19 protein-coding genes and 1 tRNA gene are annotated in these 17500 nt (G+C 58.7%); 13 read left to right on the plus strand and 7 right to left on the minus strand.

Going from position 1 to position 17500, the window contains the following annotated elements:
• Positions 1 to 128 precede the first annotated feature (128 nt).
• Complete coding sequence (locus tag JXQ78_RS06295) at positions 129 to 971, plus strand: DsbA family protein (protein ID WP_330632627.1); 843 nt, start codon at positions 129 to 131, stop codon at positions 969 to 971.
• Between the two features lie 31 nt (positions 972 to 1002).
• Here JXQ78_RS06295 and JXQ78_RS06300 read toward each other — a convergent pair whose 3' ends face one another.
• Positions 1003 to 1353, minus strand: coding sequence for a type IV pilin N-terminal domain-containing protein (locus JXQ78_RS06300; RefSeq protein ID WP_330632628.1), 351 nt, complete (start codon positions 1351 to 1353; stop codon positions 1003 to 1005).
• 13 nt (positions 1354 to 1366) lie between these two features.
• Between JXQ78_RS06300 and JXQ78_RS06305 the strand changes: the two genes are divergently transcribed.
• The 10 genes from JXQ78_RS06305 to JXQ78_RS06350 all read left to right on the plus strand — a co-directional run bounded on the left by JXQ78_RS06305 (position 1367) and on the right by JXQ78_RS06350 (position 8485).
• On the plus strand, positions 1367 to 1501 hold the full coding sequence (locus JXQ78_RS06305; protein ID WP_330632629.1) for a hypothetical protein: 135 nt from the start codon (positions 1367 to 1369) through the stop codon (positions 1499 to 1501).
• 65 nt (positions 1502 to 1566) lie between these two features.
• Positions 1567 to 1698 carry a hypothetical protein gene (locus JXQ78_RS06310; RefSeq protein WP_330632630.1) on the plus strand — a complete coding sequence of 44 codons (132 nt, stop codon included), beginning with the start codon at positions 1567 to 1569 and terminating at the stop codon, positions 1696 to 1698.
• A gap of 152 nt (positions 1699 to 1850) precedes the next feature.
• A complete protein-coding gene (gene mbhE / locus JXQ78_RS06315; RefSeq protein ID WP_330632631.1) occupies positions 1851 to 4289 on the plus strand; it encodes a hydrogen gas-evolving membrane-bound hydrogenase subunit E in 2439 nt (812 codons plus the stop codon).
• Positions 4286 to 4798 carry an MnhB domain-containing protein gene (locus tag JXQ78_RS06320; protein WP_330632632.1) on the plus strand — a complete coding sequence of 171 codons (513 nt, stop codon included), beginning with the start codon at positions 4286 to 4288 and terminating at the stop codon, positions 4796 to 4798. The genes mbhE and JXQ78_RS06320 overlap by 4 nt, the downstream gene beginning before the upstream one ends.
• Positions 4795 to 5145, plus strand: a complete 351-nt coding sequence (locus JXQ78_RS06325) for a sodium:proton antiporter (RefSeq protein WP_330632633.1) — start codon at positions 4795 to 4797, stop codon at positions 5143 to 5145. Before JXQ78_RS06320 ends, JXQ78_RS06325 begins: the two co-directional genes overlap by 4 nt.
• Complete coding sequence (locus JXQ78_RS06330) at positions 5142 to 6755, plus strand: complex I subunit 5 family protein (protein WP_330632634.1); 1614 nt, start codon at positions 5142 to 5144, stop codon at positions 6753 to 6755. The genes JXQ78_RS06325 and JXQ78_RS06330 overlap by 4 nt, the downstream gene beginning before the upstream one ends.
• Positions 6752 to 7330 carry a Na+/H+ antiporter subunit E gene (locus tag JXQ78_RS06335; protein ID WP_330632635.1) on the plus strand — a complete coding sequence of 193 codons (579 nt, stop codon included), beginning with the start codon at positions 6752 to 6754 and terminating at the stop codon, positions 7328 to 7330. The genes JXQ78_RS06330 and JXQ78_RS06335 overlap by 4 nt, the downstream gene beginning before the upstream one ends.
• Positions 7314 to 7610 carry a monovalent cation/H+ antiporter complex subunit F gene (locus tag JXQ78_RS06340; RefSeq protein ID WP_330632636.1) on the plus strand — a complete coding sequence of 99 codons (297 nt, stop codon included), beginning with the start codon at positions 7314 to 7316 and terminating at the stop codon, positions 7608 to 7610. Before JXQ78_RS06335 ends, JXQ78_RS06340 begins: the two co-directional genes overlap by 17 nt.
• A 5-nt stretch (positions 7611 to 7615) precedes the next feature.
• On the plus strand, positions 7616 to 7981 hold the full coding sequence (gene mnhG / locus JXQ78_RS06345) for a monovalent cation/H(+) antiporter subunit G (protein WP_330632637.1): 366 nt from the start codon (positions 7616 to 7618) through the stop codon (positions 7979 to 7981).
• A 6-nt stretch (positions 7982 to 7987) separates the two neighbouring features.
• Positions 7988 to 8485 carry an HPP family protein gene (locus tag JXQ78_RS06350; RefSeq protein ID WP_330632638.1) on the plus strand — a complete coding sequence of 166 codons (498 nt, stop codon included), beginning with the start codon at positions 7988 to 7990 and terminating at the stop codon, positions 8483 to 8485.
• Here JXQ78_RS06350 and coaBC read toward each other — a convergent pair.
• A complete protein-coding gene (gene coaBC / locus JXQ78_RS06355; RefSeq protein WP_330632639.1) occupies positions 8448 to 9656 on the minus strand; it encodes a bifunctional phosphopantothenoylcysteine decarboxylase/phosphopantothenate--cysteine ligase CoaBC in 1209 nt (402 codons plus the stop codon). The genes JXQ78_RS06350 and coaBC overlap by 38 nt on opposite strands.
• A gap of 94 nt (positions 9657 to 9750) precedes the next feature.
• Between coaBC and JXQ78_RS06360 the strand changes: the two genes are divergently transcribed.
• Complete coding sequence (locus JXQ78_RS06360; protein ID WP_330632640.1) at positions 9751 to 10272, plus strand: type II toxin-antitoxin system RatA family toxin; 522 nt, start codon at positions 9751 to 9753, stop codon at positions 10270 to 10272.
• Positions 10273 to 10277: 5 nt separating this feature from the next.
• Here JXQ78_RS06360 and JXQ78_RS06365 read toward each other — a convergent pair whose 3' ends face one another.
• From JXQ78_RS06365 to JXQ78_RS06380, 4 genes are all read right to left on the minus strand, one after another.
• Positions 10278 to 11024 (minus strand): halocyanin domain-containing protein, encoded by a 747-nt coding sequence (locus JXQ78_RS06365; protein ID WP_330632641.1) that lies wholly within the window; start codon positions 11022 to 11024, stop codon positions 10278 to 10280.
• Positions 11025 to 11076: 52 nt separating this feature from the next.
• Entirely contained in the window at positions 11077 to 12138 is a 1062-nt protein-coding gene (locus tag JXQ78_RS06370) for a M42 family metallopeptidase (protein ID WP_330632642.1), read from the minus strand.
• Between the two features lie 65 nt (positions 12139 to 12203).
• On the minus strand, positions 12204 to 13268 hold the full coding sequence (locus tag JXQ78_RS06375; RefSeq protein ID WP_330632643.1) for a polyprenyl synthetase family protein: 1065 nt from the start codon (positions 13266 to 13268) through the stop codon (positions 12204 to 12206).
• A gap of 90 nt (positions 13269 to 13358) precedes the next feature.
• Positions 13359 to 13433 (minus strand) — tRNA-Met (locus tag JXQ78_RS06380).
• Between the two features lie 172 nt (positions 13434 to 13605).
• On the opposite strand from JXQ78_RS06380, the gene JXQ78_RS06385 reads away from it, so the two are divergent.
• Positions 13606 to 15879 (plus strand): DUF2298 domain-containing protein, encoded by a 2274-nt coding sequence (locus tag JXQ78_RS06385; RefSeq protein ID WP_330632644.1) that lies wholly within the window; start codon positions 13606 to 13608, stop codon positions 15877 to 15879.
• Here the strand turns inward: JXQ78_RS06385 and JXQ78_RS06390 are convergent.
• On the minus strand, positions 15861 to 17498 hold the full coding sequence (locus JXQ78_RS06390; RefSeq protein WP_330632645.1) for an ArnT family glycosyltransferase: 1638 nt from the start codon (positions 17496 to 17498) through the stop codon (positions 15861 to 15863). The genes JXQ78_RS06385 and JXQ78_RS06390 overlap by 19 nt on opposite strands.
• Between the last annotated feature and the right edge of the window lie 2 nt (positions 17499 to 17500).

Raw genomic sequence — 17500 nt, forward strand, 5'->3', positions numbered from 1 at the left:
CGTAAAAGCACGGCTGTGTGTGCCGTCTTCGGCAGATATTATCATACAGCCAACAACATGTGCCGTGATCGACGTGTCTCGAAAGGTTTAGCAGGGCGTCCGCCGCAGGGGTTGTGTACAGGAGCAGTATGAGAACCACAAATCCACTCGACAGGCCACGTACGAGGCGCAGCGTTCTCGGTACGACGGGAGTTGCTATTGCGAGTTCGATCGCAGGATGCACCAACATCGTCGGCTCCGATTCAAGCGACAACGAGGCGGGTGGCGACAGTACAGGATCATCGTCGGACACTACGCCTGAAGGCGTTACCCCCTCGGGCGAACTGCCGTTCATGCACACGGCAACCGGGACGACCGAGTACGGTGTGCCACTCGATGGATCACCGGTGATGGGTGCCGACGACGCGCCTGTCGACATCTACTACTGGAGTGATTATCTTTGCACCTACTGTTCTTCGTTCGCGTTGCAGGTTCACTCCCAAATCCTCGAAGAGGACGTTCGGGCCGGTACCGTCCGATTTGTCTTCCTTGAGCTGCCGTTCAAAGGCGATAACTCCGTCCCGGCTGCTGTGCTCGCAAAATGTGTCTGGGAACAGCTCTCAGAGGACGATCCAAACGCGTACTGGGAATGGCACCAGGCGCTCTACCAAAACCAGGGCGAAGTCGATAGCGGCTGGGCCGATCGCGAGAAACTGCTCGCGATCACCAGCGATCTCGGCATCGACACGGGACCGATACAAGACTGTATCAAAAGCTCCGAATCCGAGAAACGAGAGGAGATTCAAACTGAAATCGATCTCGCAGATCGCGCCGCACTCAAAGGAACGCCGGCGTTCGTTCTCGTCAACAAAGAAGCGTACGACGGATCGGACACGGTCGGTGATGACGGAAACGTGGTGAAGAAAATCGAAGGGTCACATCCGTACGAGCTGTTTTCGAAAGAGATTCAGACGGTTCTGAACGCAGGATGATTTGTATAAGAAACGGTGAATACCGCCGTGCTCACTGAAGTGCAGTCTGTGTGAGCGTCACCGACTGACCGGTCGTCTGTGAGACCCAGATGACAGAAACGGTCTTTGCATTCGACGCACTGCCTTCGTAGATCTGTTCGCCGGCCGTGTATCGATCATCATCACCAGCTGCCGAAAGCGCGCTTGAATCGACGGCAGTGCCATCGATAACGACCTGGACGCTTTTTGCAGACAGCGAATCCCCGCTGTCGTGAGCGATCAGCAGAGTCTCACCGGACACGTCAACGTCAATCCGTGTCGACGGTGGGGGATCGTGATGAGCACCCATCGTAAAGACAAACGATCCAATCACGGCGGCGAGAATAACGGTTATTGCCACCATCAAAATTACACCAATGACGGGCGAAACCCCGCGCTCGTCGGAAAGAACGCGACCGACGGGAGCGTCACACACGTCGCTCACCTCGTCGATCGCAGTGGGGAAACCTGAGCGTGTGACACGAGCGATGGCGAACGAACTGGGTATCTGACACGCCGTGAGGCTGGAACGACCGTCGTCCAGCACAATGCCTCTGTACCCTGCAGATGACCGCACATGCGACCCCACAGTGTCGCTCTCGACACGGCGTGTTTGCGTCGGCCGGGACCGCAAGGCGGAGCTGGCGACACCGACGCGACCGCCAGGGGTGGCGCTCAACATCGCTATCACCGGATTGATACCCAGTGACACCGTCGGGGACAGGACGATACCTGTGCATGTGCACGCTCAGGTGGTCCCATCATCTGTTATAACTGTTTGCTTTGATCCTCACGTTTTTTCATGTCTCAATCGCTACTAGACTTCAATACTGTTAAGGCTGGACTGTCGTGAGTATAATTGTGCAACCAGATTCGGCGGTCCTTCTCGCCGTATTGGCGATTCCGTTCGTTGGAGCCGCGCTGGTCCCATTGGTCCACCGCGTGCTTGGTGAGCGGACAGCCTACTACGCAGCGACAATTGCTGCGCTGTGTAGTGGTCTGCTCATCAGCCAATACGAGCGCTGGGGGACAGTGACGGTCGAGTGGATCCCTGCTCTCGACGTTTCGCTCGTGCTGTATCTCGACGGGCTAGCATTTCTCATCGGATTGCTAGCCAGTGGCATTGGAGTGCTGGTTTTCATCTACTCTGGTGGATACATGCACGGTGAGCCGGGACAGGCGAAGTATTACACGACGCTGTTGGTCTTCATGGGTTCGATGCTCGGTGTCGCGCTCGTGGTTGATCTGCTCTCGCTGTTCGTGTTCTGGGAGCTCACCAGCGTCGCGTCGTTTTTGCTCATCGGACATTATCAACGCGCAGATCGCTCGCTGTACGCCTCCAGGAAAGCAATGTTCATCACCGTCTCCGGCGGGCTGTTCATGCTGATTGGCTTTCTGCTGCTCGGTCACATCTCCTCGTTTGTCCTCGATGGGAGCACGTTCACGCTCATCGGGACCGAACAGTCACTGATCGGCATCCCAGGTGAGGTGACCCATGCCGAAGCGATTCGCCACGAACTGGTCGAGCGTGGGCTGTTCGTTCCTGTCATCGGATTGATTGCAATTGGAGCGGCGACGAAATCCGCCCAGATACCGTTCCACATCTGGCTTCCCGACGCAATGGAGGCACCAACGCCCGTTTCTGCGTTTTTGCATTCGGCGACGATGGTGAAGGCTGGCGTCTATCTCATTGGTCGATTCCGGCCGCTGTTCGTTCCCGAACACGTTTTCGCTGCGGAGGTGTGGACGTGGCTTTTCGTTGGGCTCGGACTGGCCACAATGACGATCGCCGCCATGCTCGCGGTGAGTGCGACCGACATCAAGGAGCTGTTGGCCTACTCAACCGCCTCTCATCTCGGATTGATCGTTGCCGGCTTTGGATTCGCCGAGACCGTCGGCGCAGAAACCGGCGCGTTCCACATCCTGAACCACGCTGCGTTCAAGGCGACGCTCTTTCTCGTCGCGGGGATTATTGCCCACGAGGCCGGCACTCGATCGATCGACGCGCTTGGTGGGCTCCGCCACGACATGCCGATCGTCGCAGCGATTACGGCCGTCGCCTCGCTGAGCATGGCCGGAATTCCACCGTTCAACGGGTTTTACTCCAAAGAACTGCTGTTCGATGCGGCCTGGGAAACGGCACACCACTTCGGTGGACTGACCTGGCTGTTGCCAGTCGTAGCGGTCTTTGGCAGCATTTTCACATTCCTCTACTCGATTCGATTCCTGTGGCTGTTCTTCGGTGATCGACCGACAGAACTCGGCGAAATTCACCGGCCACCACTGGCGATGTTGCTACCGGCTGGCGTGCTCGCAATCATCGTGCTGGTGCTCAGTCTGGGTGCCGCGCCGATCGCACACGACTTCGTCAATCCAATCGTGAAAAGTTCGCTCATCGCCACACCGGAGGGCTATCATTTCAGCGTTCACCTTCCGCACGCGCTCAAACCCCCGGTGCTGATGAGCGTGGTGACAATCGCAGGCGGGATCGCAATGTATCCGTTCTATGACCGGCTTCATCACGGAATTCGACGGCTGCGGTCGATCGCCCTGCTCTCTCCGAATCAGTACTACGATCGGGGGATCACGGGGATTGCCCACGTCAGTGACGTGGTGCCACGCTACGTCCAGACGGATCTCATGCGCACGTACGCGGCGGTCGTGATGAGCGCGGTGAGCGTATTCGCTCTCGGCGGTTATCTGCTCGGTGGCACAGGAACGGATCTCACCGAGGCAGTCTCCGGTGTGAATCTTGCGCTCCCGATAACGATCATCCTCGCCGTGGCGGTGGTTGGCGCACTGGCAGTCGATCGCGCACCATCGCACATCGCCGGCGTGTTGACGCTCTCGATTCTGGGCTTTACCGTTGCAGTGTTCTACGTGCTCGCCAGTGCTCCCGATCTGGCGCTCACACAGCTCGTAATCGAAACCCTGGTGCTGGTGCTCTTTTTGCTCGTGCTCGATCGACTGCCGGCGTTCTACGGCGAACTGCGCCGCGGTCGAGCAATTCTCGACGGGCTAATCGCCTCTGGGGTTGGCTTGACCGTGACAATCACGGTTCTGGTGACGACGGCCGCCGATCCTTCCGACGGAATTGCTCACTTTTTCGTCGAGAAAGCGCCAGTGCCAGCCGAACACGGGACGCTCATCACCGACGCTGGTGGTGGGAACAACATCGTGAACGTCATCCTCGTGGATTTCCGAGCGTTGGATACGATGGGTGAGATTTCGGTGGTCGCAATGGCCGCGCTGGCGATTTTGACGCTCATCGGGATGCGAAACAGGGGTGAGCGTGCGTGAGTTCGAACAATCAGACGACGGTGATCGTCCGCACGGTCGTTCGGTCGGTCGTTCCGATCATCGTGCTGGTCGCCATTGGACTCCTCTTGCAGGGACACAACTTCCCTGGCGGCGGGTTCATCGGTGGCGTCCTCACAGTCACGGCGTTTGCGCTGGTGTATATCACCTACGGCGCAGAGTATCTCTCGCAGAACTTGCTCGGGATCTCCGATGGCAGTGTGGCTCGCCGCGAGACACAGGACGTACTCGATCCAGACGAAGCGTTCTTTTCGGGGACCGTTGGTCGATACTCCGCGGTGTTTGGGCTCGGACTGGCGCTTGCAGCCGGTGGTGGACTCGGTGCCATCGCGTTTGGCGAGCCGTTTCTGTCACAGGCCGTCCTCTATTTCGATCACATTCCGGTGTTCGGCGTCATCGAACTGGCAAGTGCACTGATCTTCGATCTCGGCGTCTACTTCGTTGTCGTCGGATCGCTGCTGACAATTCTCGCGGTGGTGGGTAACGAATGACTGAAGTCGTTCTCGCCATCGTGCTCGGTGCGTTGTACGCCCTTGGGACGTTTCTCGTCCTCAGACGCGATGTCGTTCGTGTCGTCTGGGGGGTGACGATCATCAGTCAGGCAACGAACGTCTATCTGGTGACGATGGGTGGCATCCACGGGTCGATCCCGATCGTGAGTCATGGCGGCGGTGGCCACCACGCGGTGACCGACCCACTGGTGCAGGCACTCGTCCTCACCGCGATCGTGATCGGCTTTGGTACCACCGCGCTCGCGCTGGTGTTAACGTATCGACTGTATCAGGAACACGGCACTCTGGATCTCCAGGAACTTGCCACCACGGAGGAATCACAATGAGCGCTATTGTTGCTGCACCGTTGCTCGTGGCGCTCGGTGGGGCCATCGGCTGTTTACTCATGCGCTCTCGGCCGCGGCTGCTTCGTGGCGTAAGTCTTCTCGGCGGCGTCGGCTATCTCCTTGCGACGGTCGCGCTCGCACGGGCAGTGTTCGCCGACAGTGACGCCATTCTCGTCTACTATCTGTCGGGCTGGCAGGCACCGTATGGAATCACGCTCGTTGCCGACCGGCTGTCGGTCATCTTCATCGGTTTGACGGCAATCGTTTCGCTGGCTGCCCTCTGGGTGTCTGTCCGGACGATCGACGCCAGCGGACAGCGCATCTCCTACCACGCACTCTATCAGTTCATGGTCGTCGGCATCACCGGATCGTTCCTCACAGCTGATATCTTCAACCTCTTCGTCTGGTTCGAGGTGATGTTGATGGCGAGCTACGTGCTGGTCGTCTTCCACAGCGGTCCGGAACAGACGCGTGCAGGAATGCAGTATGTGGTGCTCAACCTGCTCGGAAGCGCCGTGATGTTGCTCGCCATCGGTGGCCTGTACGCCACGACGGGAACGCTCAACATGGCGGATCTCGCTCGACGGCTCGCAGAGCCAGCCGCCTACGGGATTGCACCGGGGCCGGTCCTTGGACTCACCGGGCTGTTGCTCTGTGTGTTCGCGCTGAAAGCTGGACTGGTTCCGTTCCAGTTCTGGGTACCCGGAGCATATCAGGCTGCGCCCCCACCAGTGACAGCGATGCTCGCCGGTGTCGTCAAGAAAGTCGGCGTTTACGCGATCATTCGGCTGTACTTTTCGGTTTTTGCAGTTGCAACGATTCCCGACTCCGGCGGGCTTTCTGTCGTCGCCGGAGAGCCGTTTCTGGTCGTGTTCGGCGGCGTCATTCTCGTGATGGCGCTGTTGTCCATTCTGTTGGGTGGAATCGGCGCTACTGGCCGGAACAATCTCGACGAGCTGTTGGCCTACTCCTCGATCAGCCAGGTTGGATTCATCGTGTTGCCACTCGCCGTGGCCGCGACGACACTGCCGGGCGATTCATTGTTCCGCGCGGGTGTGCTCGCCACGATCGTCTACGCAATCATCCACGGATTTGCGAAAGGCGTGCTCTTTCTCGTCAGCGGCGCGATCGAAGATCACGTTGGTACACTCGAGTTTTCCCAGCTCGGGGGGATTTCCGAGCAGGCACCGGTGCTCTCGGGAGCCTTCTTTGTTGGCGGGCTCACGCTGATCGGCATCCCACCGCTGTTTGGCTTCTTCGGAAAGCTGCTCGTCTTCAAGGTGGGAGTAGAGGCACAGAACACGATCGGCTGGATTGCGGTTGGCGCAACGCTCATTGGTGCAATCCTGACGATAACGTACGTAACGCGCGCCTGGGAGCGAGCGTTCTGGGGGCCCCCGAACGAGTTCGTCGAGGAACTCACTGTCAGTCCATCCGTAGTGGCAGTGATCGCCGGGTTGGCCATCATCATCATCGCGCTCGGCATTGGCTTCCAGCCGGTGTATGAGCTGGCCAACGGCGCAACGTCTGCAGTAATCGACACTGACGCGTACGTTCGGGCCGTTCTTGGTCCAGAAAGCGCACACGCCATCGGGGGTGGACTTCGATGACGACCGTCCGAAAGTGGCCGGTGATCGGCTTCGTGCTCGCGATCATCTGGCTGTTTGTCAGGGGGATCACCTACGAGCCGATGCGGTTTGTCGCAACCATGCTGGTTGGGCTTCCCGTAGGACTCGCGATTGCGTATCTCACACGCGATCTCTACGGGGAGTCGATCGATCTCTGGGCGACACTTTCTGGCACGCCAGCGGCCATTCGCTATCTGGGCAGATTCCTCTGGGAGCTGCTCACGGCGAATCTTGACGTGGCCTATCGCGTGCTTGCACCCTCGTTGCCGATCGATCCTGATGTCGTCGCTGTGCCGTTGCGCGTCGAATCCGACGGGGCTATCACGACGATTGCAAACAGCATCACACTCACACCGGGGACACTAACCATGGAGTACGATGACGCCACAAACACGCTGTTCGTCCACGCAATCACCGGAAACAACGATGTGGAGGGCGTGCTCGCGCCGATCCGGGCGTGGGAGGATCTCGCGCTCGTGATCTTCGATGAGGAGGCCGATCCAGCTGATCCGGCCCCAGAGTGGCCACCCAGTGGAGGTGATGACGGTGGCGAGTGAAACGTCGGTCCTTTTCGACTGGATCGTTACGGGCGGGTTGCTCGTCTCGGCGTTCGTCACACTGCTTTCGGCCTATCGCGTCATCAGAGGCCCGACAGTTCCCGATCGAGTTGTTGCCCTCGATGTGATCTCGACGAACGTCGTCGCAATAGCCGTGTTGTTTGCCATCCAGTCGGATAAGGGCGCGTTGGTCGAGGTCGGACTAGTGCTCGCCATCATTGGCTTTATCAGTACGGTCGCGGTCGCACGCTACGTGATTGAAGGAGACATCATCGAGTGATATCCATGGAGCTACACACCATTCAAACAGCGATTGTCGCCGCGTTGATCGTCGTGGGCAGTGCCTTTCTGCTCGTCGGGACGATCGGACTGCTTCGGCTGCCCGACGTGTACAACCGAATGCACGCAACGTCGAAGGCCACCACACTGGGGGCAGCCTCGATCTTTCTGGCTGGCTTCGTGCATTTCGACGCACAGGCGGAGGGACTCAGCTCGCTCGTGGGGATCGTGTTTCTCTTCGTGACCGCACCGACCGGTGCGCATATGATCTCAAGGTCGGCACGAAAGATGGGCGTTGAGTTCGGCCTCGGAGAGCAGTGGCCATCTCGGTCGGCCGACGATGGCACGTCTGAGGACGCCGACACAGAGTGAGACGGCATGACCCTGGCGAGTCGACTTTCATACGGTGTGTATGCGGGACTTCTCATCTGTGGAGTCGGAGCCATCGCCTGGGTGAGTGGCGAGCCGTTCGTCTTTCCGAGTCTCGGGCCAACCGCGTTCGTACTGGCCACTCAGTTCGATGACCGACCGCTGGCCCAAACGATCGTTGGAAGTCACACCATTGGCGTCGTCGCCGGTATCCTGGCGTGGCTGATTTTCGCACAGGGAATGACGATCAGCACTGTTGGGACCGCTGGATCGATCGCGAGTGGCGGATTCGTCGTCGGTGCGGTCGTCTCTGTAATTGTGACCACAATTGGAATGGAAACGATTTCGATGGTGCATCCCCCAGCCTGTGCGACGACGCTCATCGTCTCGCTCGGGCTGTTGACTGCACCCAGCGAGCTTGCCATTGTCGTGGTGAGCGTCGTGGTGCTCGTCGGGACAGACCGGCTACTCAGGCAAGCAGTTCGGAAAGCCGGTCTGCGATGGTGAGTCCAAGTCCGGTTTTCGACCCTGCGTACTCCGTGCTGTCGGTTTCGGTGACGAGCAGTGCCCGCGACCGGTCGTCACCAAGAACGGACGCGTCGTTCGCCACGACGAACGAAAGCCCCGCCCGTTCGAGCGTCGCGCGCGCTGCCGATATCAACTGAGCATCGTCGCCACCCGGTTCGAGTTTGTGGCCAACGATCGGCAGGGATGGGTGTTTCTCTCGTATCGTGTCGATCAGTTTTGGAGTAGGCTCAAGTTCGAGCGTTCGAGATTCACCAGAGCGTAGCTTTTGTGCAGCAGTATCGGTCGTGTAATCAGAGATTGCAGCGGCCGAGACGAGCGCATCCGCCGCTGGCGCAGTGTCTTCGACGGCAGCGAGCATTTCTGTGGCACTCTCGATTGCCCTGACGTCGGCATACGGGACATCTGGTCCGTCGTGAACCAGCGTGACCGATGCGCCGCGCACGTAACACGCCCGGGCGATCGCACGACCCGTCCGCCCGGAAGCACGATTCGTGATCGTTCGCACCGGATCAATTCGCTCGGCCGTTGCCCCGCTCGTCACGACGACATGCTTGCCCGAAAGCGGTGTTTGGCCGGCCGTTCGGGCGACCGTCAGCGCGATTGCATCGTTCGTGGCGATTTTCGCTTTGCCCTCTTCGATGCGCGGCGAAACGAACGGCACTCCCCAGGATTCTACCCGCTCGATCGCATCCAGCACGCCCGGATGATTGTACATTGGCTCGTGCATCGCTGGCGCGACGACGACTGGCGTCTGTGCACCGAGCGCGGTCGTCGCACACGTCGTCACGGGGGTGTCGTCGATCGCCGCAGCGATCTTTCCGACCGTGTTGGCAGTTGTGGGCGCAATCAGCAACACGTCCGCCCAGCCGTCAGTGCCACACAGTTCGACGTGTTCGACGCGCCCGGTGAGTTCGGTGACGACTGGATTGTCCGTTGCAAACTCGACGGCAGCGGGGGTAATAATCCCGCGTGCGCTCTCAGACAGTACCGCACGAACGCTCGCACCACGGCGTCTGAGTTCGTGTGCCAGTTCGACGGTTTTGACGGCCGCGATCGAGCCAGTCACGCCCAGCGCGATCTGAACGCCATCGAGCGTGCAGCTGTCGCCACCGGTGGTGAACGCGTCTGCAGGCGGAGATGAGACACCCATTGGCTACGAACGGCTACGGTGGTTGGGCTCAAAAACGCCGCGTTATTCGCTGTTCGATACCACACTCTTATGCGCTGGCATCCAAAGAGTTCGTGTGAACGCCGTCGAAGCGAGCACTGTCGTCTACGTGCCCCCCACCGAGGTGTATGAGTTCCTCGAAGACTTCACTGGGTACGCCGGCTATTCGGAGTACATTCAGGAGATTCACGCCGACGGTGATGGTGGCCCGGGGACGACCTACGACATCACGTTTGCGTGGTGGAAGCTCAGCTACACCGCGCGATCGACCGTAACCGACATCGAACCACCAGAACGCATCGACTGGAAAATTTCGAAAGATATCGATGCACGGGGCCACTGGCAGATCACTCCCGCACCTGAACAGGCCCCAGAGAACCACGAGCACGCCTCACGCGTCGTGTTGCAGATCGAGTTCGATCCGTCATCAGCGAACAAAAACGCAATCGATCTCCCACCGCTGGTCGGTCTCGACTGGGTGATTGGGAAGGTGAAACCAAAGATCGAACGGGAGGCGACGCGGGTCGTCGAACGCATTGTTGCCGATCTGGAGGGAGAACAACGGCCAGTGACTGTTGATATCGAAACGCGCTCGTAGTTGCGTTACTGTTCGTAATCGCCGCCGTAGCGCAAGAAGAAATACGCAAGCCCGAGCGTCGAGACCATCGTGGCGAAGGTGGCGACGCCGAGATTTTTCGTCCCCTGATCGACTGCCGGGGGCTGTGGCGTCATGGGTTCTTTTCTGGGAACCTCACCGACCGCAACGGAGCCGATCATCCCCTGGCCTTCGTGTGGTTCACAGTGGTAGTTATAGATTCCTGCCTCCTCGAACGTGTGCTCGAATGTCGTGCCGGCCTCCCCAACCGCACTGCCACTGGAGAACGCATCATCTCCAGAAACGACGTTGTGAGCGCCACCCTCGCCGGTCCACTCCCAGACCACTGTGGTACCTGGCGAAACGTGGACGCCGGCTGGACTGAACGCCATGCCTTCGCCTGCACCAACTTCAATAGTGACGTCATCCGCTCCCGTTTTATCAGCAGCCGACCCCGACCAGCCGTTTGCGCTGTCGAGAAAGCCGCCGAAATCGATCGGCCCGGTCGCGCCACCACCCGATGATGACCCTTCGGTGCCAGTTTCAGCGGACTCAGTACCCGATTCCGTGCCAGAAGACTCCGTACCGCCCGATTCCGTACTGCTGGAGTCAGTTCCCTCGGATTCGGTGCCGGTATCCGTACTGTCAGTCTCCTGTGCGGCTGCCGAGCCGGTTGTCGCACTCACACCGATAGCCCCAAAGAATCCAGTTTTGCGAAGGAAATCCCGGCGATCCATCCGCTCGTCCGTACTCATATGGCGGGCTACGGAATCCGCTGTAGTGAATACTTTGATTTCCTGTCCAGAACTACAGTGTGTAGTCGAACTCGCCGGTCTCGGTCTCGAGAAACGCCCGTAACAGTGCAATCGTCCGCTCGATATCGTCGAAATGTGCGCTTTCGGTGACGGTGTGGAGATAGCGCGTCGGAACGCTGATCGCCCCGGCGGGCGTCGCACCGTTCGTGCGCTGGAGACGGGCGGTGTCGGTGCGACCTGCTGGGAGAATCTCGTGCTGGAACTCGATATTTTCGGCTTCGGCAACCGACCTGAGTCGGCGGTTGACCTTCTGGTTGGTGATCACCCCGGAGTCTTTCAGTTTGATCGCCGTTCCCGCGCCCAGTTCGGTGACGTGATCGGCAGCCTCGTGACCGGGAATGTCATTTGCAACCGTCGTGTCGAGCGCGATCGCCAGATCCGGATCGAGATCGACGCCAATCGTACTCGCACCACGAAGCCCGACCTCTTCCTGAGTCGTCGCCACGAAATGGATCGTCACGGACGGCTCCGAGAGTTGGCGTGCGGCTTCGAGCATTGCAGCCACGCTGACGCGATTGTCGATCGACTTGCCGGTGACGAGCTCGCCGACCGCACGTGTTGTCTGCTCCATCGTCACCAGATCACCAACGGCCACGCGCGATTCAACCGTCTCGCCGTCGAGTCCGAGATCGATCCGGACGTCGGAAAGATCCTGTGTCGCCTCCGGATCATCTTCGGTGTGGGGCGGCACGGAGCCGATGATTCCAGCCAACGCACCGTCGTCGGTGTGGACGCGCACGCGTTGTGCGCGGAGGACGCGCGGATCCCAGCCACCCAGCGGATCGACCGCAAGAAAACCCTCATCGTCGATGTGACGAACCATAAAGCCGATCTCATCCATATGTGTCGCCACGAGAACGCTGTACTCGCTTTCACCTTCGATCGTTCCGATCAGGTTTCCCATGGCATCCGATTCGACCGCGTCTGTCGAGCGCTCGAGCTCTCTGCGAACGATCTCGCGAACCGGATCTTCGTAGCCGGGGACGCCACTCGCTTCGGTCAGTTCAGTCAGCAGTTCCGTGTCAAACGACACTGACGATGGAAAATCCGACATGCAATATGCTCGGTGGGCAGTTCACATGAGCAATGTGTTCTGGAGATGGCTACGCAATTCGACAGTTACATGTTTCGATCGATTACATAGCGAGTGAATTCGGCGAGCTGAGATTCAATCTCGGGATCGAGATCCAGTGCTGCAAGCCGCTCTCGAGACTGTTCTGCAAGCGACTGTGCGTATTCTCTGGCGTATTCGATGCTGTCAGTTTCCTGGAGGAGCTCAACGACGAATTCGATTGCCTCAGGATCGTTCGTTTCATCCCAGAGAATCCGTTCCATGCGCGCAACATCTTCCGGATCGCCGGTTCTGGCCGCGTGAATCACCATCAGCGTCTTTTTTCCCTCAAGAATGTCGTTGCCCGCCGCCTTGCCGAACGCACCGCCGTTTTCCAGACTGGTCTCGATGTCCAGAATGTCGTCTGCGATCTGGAACGCGATGCTCATCAGCTCAGCGAATTCGGCCGCCGTCTCACACGTTGACTCATCTGCACCGGAGACGATCGCCGCCAATTTCGCAAGTATCCGCCCGAGACAGCCGGTTTTACACGCACACATCTCAAGATACTGCGCTTCTGTGATATCGATCGACTCGGTGTTGTGCCACTGGATATCCATCCCCTGGCCGAGATGCGTGCGATTTAGCTCAGCCATCAGCATCTCGTAGGCACGAAGTCGACGCTCAGGGGACAGCCCGGCTGGATTGTTGGTGATGATTTTCAACGGCAGAAAGTACAGTGCGTTGCCGGCGTTTAGCGCCGCGTCGATGCCAACGACGCGATGGAGAGCCGGTTCGCCTCGTCGCATTGTGGCTCCGTCTTCTACGTCGTCAACGATGATCGTCCCATTATGGAGGATCTCAGGAATGCAGGCGTAGGGAAGATACGTCTCTGGGTCCTCACCAAACCCCTCGATCATGAGCAAACAGACGATTGCCCGCCAGCGCTTTCCGCCACGGTCAAGGAGATTCCACACAGGAACGGAAAGCGCCTGCTGGACGCCAGTCGTGTCGTATTCGAACCGTGGCGTGCCGAAAAACTCGGTTAAATACGCGTCGTCGAGCGTTCGTGGTAGTATTCGCTCAATCTCTCTGTCAACAACCGGCCGCCACTCCGCAAGCACCTCCCGCATGTCCTGGACCATCCGCTCGGGAATCAAAAGCCTCGTTATTTCAACTGACGCTAACAGACAATGTGCCAAGAGAGCAATTGTCCAAAAACATAGCGGGAGGTAGATTTGAACTACCGATCTCCGGGTTATGAGCCCGGCGGAATCTCCTGGCTATCCCATCCCGCTACTATCTCGTAGTTCACTCCCCGTAGTAAGGGTTATGATTCTGTCGCCGTCCGTTACTCACTCACAAGTGGCTGGGTGACAATCGAGAGATCGTTACCACCAGACGGCAACCGACTGATGAAATCCGCTCGTATCACACAAGAATTATAGTTCCAGTTCAATATCGCCCCGCATGGAGTATCAGTTGGTTATGCAGTGGCTTTTTGTCTTTTTCGGCCTTTATCTCGCCGGAATCCCGCTTGCCGTGGTGTTGCACCCCAGGCAAGCAACCGTTGGGGCGCCTGCTGGGCTTGCGCTTTCGTTGCTCCTTTTCGGAGTAAGCACCTACTGGATTGGACAGTTCGTGTTCGGGCCTGCAGCGATCGCAGGCGGGGTACTCGTTCTCGCAATCTGTTCGGTAGCTGCCTATCGACGCGTCGATCGACTTCCCTCAGTGCAGTCGCTTGCTGGTCCGCTCGTGGTGTTCACGGTCGCATTTGTGGTGATGGTGTTGATACGGGCTGTCGATCCAGCAATCCATTCAAGCGGTGGGGAGAAATTTCTGGATTACAGCCTGTTGCGCTCTTTGACCCGAGCGAGTCAGTTACCACCACAAGACGTCTGGTTTGCCGGTGAAACGGTTCGCTATTACTACGGTGGGCATCTGTTGAGTGCGACCATCACACTACTGACCGGTACCGATCCCCGGTTTGGATACAACCTTTCGCTTGCAGCCTGGTATGGCTCGCTCGTGATGGGTGTGTACGGACTGGCGCGTCTACTGGCGAGGAGTGCAGACTGGAGCGGTAGACGGGCAGGCGTAGCTGGAGCACTGCTCGTTGGCGTCGCGAGTAATCTCCAGCCAGCCGTGCGGACGGTGCTCTGGCTGGTTCCTGATTCGATCGCAAACGCACTCGCAGAGACACTCAATGTTCCGATTGAGGGACTTGCCCAATCGCCCGAAGCGTTCTCGTACTGGAACGCCAGTCGAGTCATTCAGACGATTCCAACCGATCCAAAATCACCCCGCATTCCCACGGAGTTTCCGTTCTTTTCGTTTCTCAACGGCGACCTGCACGCGCATATGATCTCACCGCTCTTTCTCGTGCTCGTGGCCACGCTCTGCTATGGCTACTACCGGACTGACCAGGAGGACCGAACCCGACGTGTGGCGTTGTTGGTGACGATCGGTCTCGCCAGCGGCTGGATCGCGCTGACGAACACCTGGTCGTTTCCCACGAGTCTGGGGCTGGTATTTCTCACTGTTGCCTTCAGTACCCCGCTTTTGGGTGTTGGCGTCCAGCGTCGGCTCCGAGACCGACTCGTCCGTGCTGGTGGCAACCGCCAACCGGTCAAATGGGTTGCAACCGAACTGTTCGGCGCGGTCGGTGCGCTCGGGACACTCACCATCCCGGTGGTTGTTGGTCTCATCAGCGTGGCACCGTTCTGGTCAACCGCTGTTAGCGGCCGACAGCTGGCTATCGTTTCGGTGCCGACACCGTATGGTCCGCTGTTTGTCGTCCTGGGGGCCTTTTTGCTGTTGTTTGCTGGAGTAACACTCCGAATCGAAACGCTCAGACCGCTTTTCGAGCGCTATCCTATCGCCATCGGCCTCTTCGCGGGCGCGCTCGTTGGTATTGCGATCACGGGCTGGCTCCCAGCGCTCGTGCTTACGGCACCGATCGCACTGATCGTCTGGCACCAGCTTCGAGCAGCCAACCGGGACGACAGCACTACACCGGTCACGGGCGGGTTCGCCGGGATTCTCATCCTCGCAGGGACGGCAATCGTTCTACTCGTTGAGCTGTTCTACGTGAAAGAGCAGGCCGGCATCCACCGGTTCAACACGGTGTTCAAGGCGTACATGCAGATCTGGGTGCTCTGGTCTATCGCGGGTGGGGTCACGATCGCATGGCTCTGGGAGTCAAACCGGTCCGGCTGGCGGCCAGCTGGGCGCGTTCTCGTGGCGGTCCTCGTCGTCTCAACGGCCATCTATCCCGTGCTCGCGACGACAAATCATGTCACGTCGCCGAAAATCGGTGGAACGCTCGAAGAGCCAACACTGGACGCCCACATCATTCTCGACCAGCACCCTGAAGAAGCAGCCGCGATCCGATGGCTCGACAACCGATCCGGACAGCCAACGATCGCCAGTGCCCCTGGAACCCACATCTACCGGTGGGTCAACGCCGAGGCAACGCTGTCGGGCCTGCCGACAATCGCCGGATGGGCACACGAAATCGGCTACCGAAACCGCTCAGTGTACGAACGACGCGTTAGCGACGTTGACAGCCTCTACACCGGCAATCAATCGACAGCACGGCAGATCATCCACCGGTACGATATCAGCTACATCTACGTTGGGCCAAACGAACGCGCGCGCTACGACACAATCAGCGTTGGCGAGCTTGACGGGCTCACCGTCCACGAGTTCGGAAACGTGACGATCTACGAAGTCGATTCCTGATCGGTTCGTTTGAAGATCGCCACGCCCGGATTGGTGTACACCTGATCGTAGTTGTCGGCCATGCGCAACTCTCTTACCAGTTGCGTTCGGCCGCTGTGTTCGTTGCCGTGGACAGTGTACGCTTCGCGAGAGACGTAGAGATAATCTGGATGACGATCTGCGGTGTTGAGTAGTACGGACACACAGTCGAGATCGCGACAGCTTGCGAGATCGCGGAACAGTTCGTACTCGGTGTAGTAGCCACCCGTTGTCGTCCACTCTGCTCCCCACGGACTGAGCACGACCGTCCGCTCTGCGTAGTAGGGGATCCACTCGGCAGCATCACTCATCACCACGAATGTTTCGTTGCGCTCGGTGTTGTTTGCGATCCACTTGGATGCCACAAGATCTTGTCCGTCTACAGTCTGGGGCTGTGTGGCACTGTCGTGATAGTTGGTGTTCAACTCGCTGCCAGCAAAGGCAACGCCAGTGCTGATCGCACCGGCAACGACACAGAACGCAAACACGGCCGAGAACAGCCGCTGTGGCGATGTCAACACCGGGATCGGCAGCTCAAGATCAATGTCTGCGATCGATGGCGCGATCACCTCAACGATGATGATTGCCGCCAGCATCGAGCCGGCGACGAAGGTGAACCGCTGTTTTCCGATGACGTATGCCGAAAGCACCATCCACACCGGCAGGAAGTATCGTCGTTTTACGATCGCGTAGATACCCCCGGCGAACGCGGTCACGAAAAACGGAACGATGACGGTTGATCCCCAGAGTGGATAGATGAGCTTCGATTTGATTCGGTCGAAGCCACCAAACAGACCAGTGTGCGTCCCGCTTGCAGTCATAAAGATCTCAAGGCCGTGGGTCTGTGCGATCTGTAGCAGCCACGGAGACGCACCAACGAGCGCCGTCAGCGGAACGAGTGCGCCCACGAGCAATCCACGAACTGTCCGATCGTAATAGGCGTACAACAGGAGATAGCTCCCCGCGAAAAAGACCGAGTACACCGGATGCGACAGCAACGTCAACGTAAACAACAGGGCCGCCGGGAGGACCCACCGTCGATTCCGGTCGCGAAAGAGTTTGATGCCGGCGAACAGCCCCAACATTGTGAACAACACCGCAACCGACCGCACGATGCCACCCGCTGAGATGTGCCACCGCAACACCTGTGGCGTGACCGCGAAAAATATCGTCGCAATACCGGCAAGTTTCGGTTGTCCGAGCAGTTCCTTGGCGACGTAGTAGTACGGAATGAGATAACAGACGCTCACAACACCCGGCACGTACAGCTCCAGCATCACCGGGTCAACGCCCGTCAGATCCGTTACCGCGGCAATGCAGTAAAACACCAGCGGCGGATAGGCAAACGGAATTCCCCCTTCAAGATAGTACGGAATTCGCTCTGGGAGCCCATACCCACTCGTTCGGATCTCCTCTGCGATCTGGAGATACAGTCCACCCTCATACGCTGGATGACTGTGCGTCGATAGATAAGAAAGATACACCGCACTGCCAACACAGAGTGCCACAATCAGCCAGAGCTGATCGCTGGTCGGTCGTGGAAGACTCCATCGTGGCCGCGTCGCGTTCTCATCGTCGTCAATCAGGTCTCTCGTTGCCATTG

The sequence above is a fragment of the Halocatena halophila genome (assembly GCA_027563145.1).
Taxonomy (GTDB): domain Archaea; phylum Halobacteriota; class Halobacteria; order Halobacteriales; family Haloarculaceae; genus Halocatena; species Halocatena halophila.

What these genes read in the sequence shown, in the direction of transcription:
- JXQ78_RS06300 (WP_330632628.1), bottom strand. Translation starts at nt 1,353, where the DNA reads ATGGTGGCAATAACCGTTATTCTCGCCGCCGTGATTGGATCGTTTGTC.
- JXQ78_RS06340 (WP_330632636.1), top strand. Translation starts at nt 7,314, where the DNA reads ATGACGGTGGCGAGTGAAACGTCGGTCCTTTTCGACTGGATCGTTACG.
- coaBC (WP_330632639.1), bottom strand. Translation starts at nt 9,656, where the DNA reads ATGGGTGTCTCATCTCCGCCTGCAGACGCGTTCACCACCGGTGGCGAC.
- JXQ78_RS06365 (WP_330632641.1), bottom strand. Translation starts at nt 11,024, where the DNA reads ATGAGTACGGACGAGCGGATGGATCGCCGGGATTTCCTTCGCAAAACT.
- JXQ78_RS06385 (WP_330632644.1), top strand. Translation starts at nt 13,606, where the DNA reads ATGGAGTATCAGTTGGTTATGCAGTGGCTTTTTGTCTTTTTCGGCCTT.
- JXQ78_RS06375 (WP_330632643.1), bottom strand. Translation starts at nt 13,268, where the DNA reads ATGCGGGAGGTGCTTGCGGAGTGGCGGCCGGTTGTTGACAGAGAGATT.
- JXQ78_RS06390 (WP_330632645.1), bottom strand. Translation starts at nt 17,498, where the DNA reads ATGGCAACGAGAGACCTGATTGACGACGATGAGAACGCGACGCGGCCA.
- JXQ78_RS06370 (WP_330632642.1), bottom strand. Translation starts at nt 12,138, where the DNA reads ATGTCGGATTTTCCATCGTCAGTGTCGTTTGACACGGAACTGCTGACT.
- JXQ78_RS06325 (WP_330632633.1), top strand. Translation starts at nt 4,795, where the DNA reads ATGACTGAAGTCGTTCTCGCCATCGTGCTCGGTGCGTTGTACGCCCTT.
- JXQ78_RS06305 (WP_330632629.1), top strand. Translation starts at nt 1,367, where the DNA reads ATGACGGGCGAAACCCCGCGCTCGTCGGAAAGAACGCGACCGACGGGA.
- JXQ78_RS06310 (WP_330632630.1), top strand. Translation starts at nt 1,567, where the DNA reads ATGCGACCCCACAGTGTCGCTCTCGACACGGCGTGTTTGCGTCGGCCG.
- JXQ78_RS06335 (WP_330632635.1), top strand. Translation starts at nt 6,752, where the DNA reads ATGACGACCGTCCGAAAGTGGCCGGTGATCGGCTTCGTGCTCGCGATC.
- JXQ78_RS06330 (WP_330632634.1), top strand. Translation starts at nt 5,142, where the DNA reads ATGAGCGCTATTGTTGCTGCACCGTTGCTCGTGGCGCTCGGTGGGGCC.
- mnhG (WP_330632637.1), top strand. Translation starts at nt 7,616, where the DNA reads ATGGAGCTACACACCATTCAAACAGCGATTGTCGCCGCGTTGATCGTC.
- JXQ78_RS06295 (WP_330632627.1), top strand. Translation starts at nt 129, where the DNA reads ATGAGAACCACAAATCCACTCGACAGGCCACGTACGAGGCGCAGCGTT.
- JXQ78_RS06350 (WP_330632638.1), top strand. Translation starts at nt 7,988, where the DNA reads ATGACCCTGGCGAGTCGACTTTCATACGGTGTGTATGCGGGACTTCTC.